The sequence below is a fragment of the Xanthobacter sp. BG11Y11_SDJG genome (genome assembly GCF_057364445.1).
In genome coordinates this window covers 1-4,467 of record NZ_JBNFNU010000349.1, presented here as the reverse complement: position 1 = coordinate 4,467, position 4,467 = coordinate 1, and the positions used below count along the sequence as shown (strand labels likewise).

Sequence of the window (4,467 nt, the reverse complement as noted above, 5' to 3'; positions counted from 1 at the left end):
GCACGCCGTGCCGCGCCTCGGCGGCGCCGAGCGCGCGAAAAGCGCGGCATCGGCGAGGCCCGCCAGCAGCGGCTGGATCAGCCCGCAATCGCTCATGACCGCCAGCGTCGGCGCCGCGCCCGGGGGCCAGGAGGAGCTTCAGCAATTCCGCCCGCACCCGCTCGCGCGACAGTCCGAGCAGCCCCGCCCGCCCCCGCACCGCCGCCGCCAGCGCCTCCCGATCGAGCGCCCCCGCGCCATAGAAGGCGTGGAACCGGAACAGCCGCAGAACCCTCAGATAATCCTCGCGAATGCGCGCGTCCGCATCGCCGATGAAGCGCACCCGGCGATGGGCGAGATCGGCGAGGCCGCCCACCAGGTCGATCACCGCCCCCTCGGCGGTGGCGTAGAGCGCGTTGATGGTGAAGTCGCGCCGCTCCGCATCGTGGCGCCAGGAGCGGCCGAACCGCACCACCGCCCGCCGCCCGTCGGTCTCGGTGTCTTCCCGCAGCGTCGTGACCTCGAAGGCGTGATGGCCGACCACAACGGTCACCGTGCCGTGCGCGATGCCGGTCGGCACCGCCTTGAGGCCGGCCGCCCGCGCCCGCGCGCTCACCACCTCCGGCAGCGCCGTGGTGGCGATGTCCACCTCGGACACCGCCTGCCCCAGCAGAGCGTTGCGCACGGCGCCGCCGACCACGCGCGCCTCTTCGCCGTCGCGGTTCAGCAGCAAAAGGAGATCGTGGAGGCCGGGCTGGCCCCAGAAGGCGGCGCCGGCGAGCGGCCGCCCGCTCATTCGAAATGGCCCGGCACGAACTGCCCGTCGCGCATCTCGGCCGGCACGTAGCGCTTGCCCGGATCGGCGCTGCGGCCGTGCTCGAACACGAACAGCCCCGCCACCATCAATGCGATCGCCGCCACCGAGAGCAGCGCCAGCGCGCGGGCGGACCAGTTCTCCGGCACCAGCGACCCGCGCGTCGCCAGCATCAGCGCGCCGTAGATGACGAAGGGCGCGAGGAAGAGCGCCAGTTCGATCAGGAGCGACCGGATCATGGGCCGTAGACCCGCTCATAGAGGTTGCGCAGCATGCCGGCGGTGGCGCCCCAGATGAAGCGGCCTTCATAGGGCATGGCATAAAAATGGCGCAGCGTGCCGCGCCATTCGCGCGCCTGCCGCTCGTGGTTGCCGGGCGTCATGAGGAAGGAGAGCGGCACCTCGAACGCCTCGTCCACTTCGTCCGGATTGAGCCGGAGCGCAAAGGACGGGTCCACCATCCCCACCACCGGCACGATCCAGAAGTCGGTGCGCGAGAGATAGCCGTCGAGAAAGCCGAGCGGGCGCACCAAGGCGCTGTCGAGCCCCACCTCCTCGCGCGCCTCGCGCAAGGCGGCGTCCACCTCGTCCTTGTCCCCGGGGTCCACCCGGCCGCCGGGAAAGGCGATCTGGCCCGCATGGGTGGACAGGTGCGCCGAGCGCAGCGTCAGCAGGATCGAGGGTTCGGGCCGGGCGATCACCGGCACCAGCACGGCGGCATGGCGCGGCGCGCGCTTCGGCGGCTCGCCGTGCCATTCGGGCGAGAGCGCATGGTCGCCGTTGACCGCCGGATAGGAGTCGAGCGTGAAGACATCCGGCGGCGTCGGCCTCAGTCCGCGCGCGGCGCGGTCCAGGAAATCCTGGAGGCTGAAGGCGCCGCCGGCGGGCACACCGGCTGGCGCGCGCGTCGCCGCGCCGTCCGCGTCCTCGGTCCGGCGCTCACCGGGCAAGAAGGGTTCGCTCATCGTTCCTCAGGGGCCGCATGGGTCAAAGGCCGACCGCGCTGGCGGGCAGCATGGGGTAGAACTCGCCGGACGAGGCGACCCCGAACATAGGCGTCCCGGCCTGATCGCGCACCTCTCCCAGCGCCGCGAGGTCGAAGGCGAGCGCGCGCGTCAGCCGCGCGTCGAGGCCGCGGCGCACGTGGATATAGGGGATAACCTCCCCCTCCTGGGCTCCCGGGACGAAGCGCAGACCGTGGCCGGGGCCGCAGCGCACGAGGTCGTCCAGATTGGTGCGGAACACCAGGACCGGCCCGCTTTCGCTTTCCTCCCGCGCCATGTCCACCGCCAGGAAAGGCGCGTCATCCACTCTGATGCCGATCTTCTCGGCAGGGGTCTTGAGCACGAAGCGCGCCCCCTCGCGCGTCAGCACCGAGGCAAACAGCCGCACCAAAGCCGGCCGCCGATCGGCGTACCGCCATAGAACCACGTGCCGTCGGCGGCGATGCGCATGTCCATGTCGCCGCAATCGGGCGGATCCCACAGCTCCACCGGGCCGGACCCCGGCCGCCGGCCGCGCGCACCGCCGACAGCAGCGCGTCGAGCCGCCCGCCTGCGGCGGCAGGTGCGGGCGGTGGCGCGGCCTCGTCGGAACCACTCATGGGGCCTCCTCGCGATGACGTGAGCAAAGTGTCCCGCCGCCGCCTTCGCAGGGCCTCGACGCGGCGCCATCTTATCGTAAGCTCCCATTCCGGCTGGCGCGACCTTTGCAAGGCTCGAAGGCGGGGGTCATCCTCCGGGGCCTTTTCTTGCCGCTTTTGGCGGCGAGCCTGTCCGGGAGACGGAGAAGCGTAGATGTCGTCAGCCAGCGAGACGTTCGACCTTGACCAGATGATCGTCCGCAATGCGGAAGCGGCCGGCGCCCATGTGCGGGCGGCGCGGACCGCCATTTCCTCGGTCATCTTCGGCCAGGAAACGGTGGTGGAACAGGCGCTCATCACCATTCTGGCCGGCGGCCACGCGCTGCTGGTGGGCGTTCCCGGCCTCGCCAAGACCAAGCTGGTGGAGACCATGGGCACGGTGCTCGGGCTCGACGCCCGGCGCGTGCAGTTCACGCCCGATTTGATGCCCTCCGACATCCTCGGCGCCGAGGTGCTGGAAGAGAGCGCCGGCGGCAAGCGCGCCTTCCGCTTCATCCGCGGCCCGATCTTCGCGCAATTGCTGATGGCGGACGAGATCAACCGCGCCTCGCCGCGCACCCAGTCGGCGCTGCTGCAGGCAATGCAGGAATACCACGTCACGGTGGCCGGCGAGCGCCACGATCTGCCCAAGCCCTTCCACGTGCTCGCGACCCAGAACCCGCTGGAGCAGGAAGGCACCTATCCGCTCCCGGAAGCCCAGCTCGACCGCTTCCTGATGGAGATCGACGTGGACTATCCCGACCGGGACGCCGAGCGGCGCATCCTGTTCGAGACCACCGGCGCGGAGGAGCAGAAGCCCCGGGCCGCCATGAGCGTCGAGGACCTGCTCGCCGCCCAGCGCCTGGTGCGCCGCCTGCCGGTGGGCGAGAGCGTGGTGGAGGCGATCCTCACCCTCGTGCGCTCCGCCCGTCCCTCCGCCGAAGGGCCCGAACAGCGCTTCATCTCCTGGGGCCCGGGTCCGCGCGCCTCGCAGGCGCTGATGCTGGCGGTGCGCGCCCGCGCGCTGCTGGACGGGCGCTTCGCCCCCTCGCTGGACGACGTGGTGGCGCTGGCCGAGCCGGTGCTGAAGCACCGCATGGCGCTTACCTTCGCCGCCCGAGCGGAAGGCGAGAGCGTGGCGCGCATCGTCAAGCGCCTCACCGAGCGCCTCGGCTGAGGACGCGGAGATCGTGACAGACCCAGCCCGCGCCGCCGTCGAGACCGCCGCGCAATCCGCCTCCGAACTGGTGGCCGCCATGCCCCGGCTGGTGCTGGAGGCGCGCCGCATCGCCTCCAACGTGCAGCACGGTTTGCACGGGCGCCGGCGCTCGGGCATGGGCGAGAACTTCTGGCAGTACCGGCGCTTCGTCGATGGCGAGCCGGCGGCCCGCGTCGACTGGCGCCGCTCGGCGCGCGACGACCATCTCTATGTGCGCGAGCGCGAATGGGACGCTGCCCACACGGTGTGGATCTGGCCCGATCTCTCCGCCTCCATGAGCTACGCCACCCACAAGCTGCCGCCCAAGCGCGAGCGGGCGCTGGTCATCGCCTTCGCGCTGGCCGACCTGCTGGTGAAGGGCGGCGAGCGGGTGGGCGTGCCCGAACTGATGCGCCCCTCCGCCAACCGCCGCATCGTCGAGCGCATGGCGGAGGCGGTGATCCTCGCGCCCGAGCTGCCGGCGAGCCTGCCGCCCGCCTTCGGCCCCTCCCCCATGTCGGAGATCGTGCTGCTCGGCGACTTCTGGAGCCCGGCGGCCGAGATCGCGGAACGCATCCACGACCTCGCCGCCTCGGGCGCGCACGGCCATGTGGTGCAGATCGTCGATCCCTCCGAGGAGACCTTCCCCTTCTCCGGCCGCATCGAGTTCGAGGAGCCGGAGGGCGGCGGGCGCCTCACCGTGGGCCGCGCCGAGAGCTGGCGCGCCGAATACGACCTGAAGCTCGTCGAGCACCGCGCGCGCATCCGCGTCGCCGCGCAGCGGGCGGGCTGGAGCTTCACGGTCCACCGCACCGACCGCCGGCCAGCGACCTGCTGCTGGCGCTCCACATGCGCA

At 71.9% G+C, this 4,467-nt stretch carries 4 protein-coding genes and 2 pseudogenes; 2 read left to right on the top strand and 4 right to left on the bottom strand.

The features are described from left to right. From AC2W7M_RS20410 to AC2W7M_RS20395, 4 genes and pseudogenes are all read right to left on the bottom strand, one after another. The coding region (locus AC2W7M_RS20410; protein ID WP_486134459.1) for a CCA tRNA nucleotidyltransferase at positions 1-775 on the bottom strand (775 nt) is incomplete at its 3' end. After that, positions 772-1,032 (bottom strand): DUF6111 family protein, encoded by a 261-nt coding sequence (locus tag AC2W7M_RS20405; RefSeq protein ID WP_486134458.1) that lies wholly within the window; start codon positions 1,030-1,032, stop codon positions 772-774. The genes AC2W7M_RS20405 and AC2W7M_RS20410, both read right to left, overlap by 4 nt. Continuing rightward, complete coding sequence (locus AC2W7M_RS20400; protein WP_486134456.1) at positions 1,029-1,757, bottom strand: CoA pyrophosphatase; 729 nt, start codon at positions 1,755-1,757, stop codon at positions 1,029-1,031. Before AC2W7M_RS20400 ends, AC2W7M_RS20405 begins: the two co-directional genes overlap by 4 nt. 22 nt (positions 1,758-1,779) lie before the next feature. Continuing rightward, positions 1,780-2,411, bottom strand: a pseudogene (locus tag AC2W7M_RS20395) (DUF1285 domain-containing protein). 177 nt (positions 2,412-2,588) lie between these two features. On the opposite strand from AC2W7M_RS20395, the gene AC2W7M_RS20390 reads away from it, so the two are divergent. Both AC2W7M_RS20390 and AC2W7M_RS20385 read left to right on the top strand, forming a co-directional pair. After that, a complete protein-coding gene (locus AC2W7M_RS20390; protein ID WP_486134454.1) occupies positions 2,589-3,590 on the top strand; it encodes an AAA family ATPase in 1,002 nt (333 codons plus the stop codon). A gap of 10 nt (positions 3,591-3,600) precedes the next feature. After that, positions 3,601-4,467 (top strand): annotated as a pseudogene (locus tag AC2W7M_RS20385) (DUF58 domain-containing protein); the annotation flags it as partial.

What these genes read in the sequence shown, in the direction of transcription:
- AC2W7M_RS20405 (WP_486134458.1), bottom strand. Translation starts at nt 1,032, where the DNA reads ATGATCCGGTCGCTCCTGATCGAACTGGCGCTCTTCCTCGCGCCCTTC.
- AC2W7M_RS20400 (WP_486134456.1), bottom strand. Translation starts at nt 1,757, where the DNA reads ATGAGCGAACCCTTCTTGCCCGGTGAGCGCCGGACCGAGGACGCGGAC.
- AC2W7M_RS20390 (WP_486134454.1), top strand. Translation starts at nt 2,589, where the DNA reads ATGTCGTCAGCCAGCGAGACGTTCGACCTTGACCAGATGATCGTCCGC.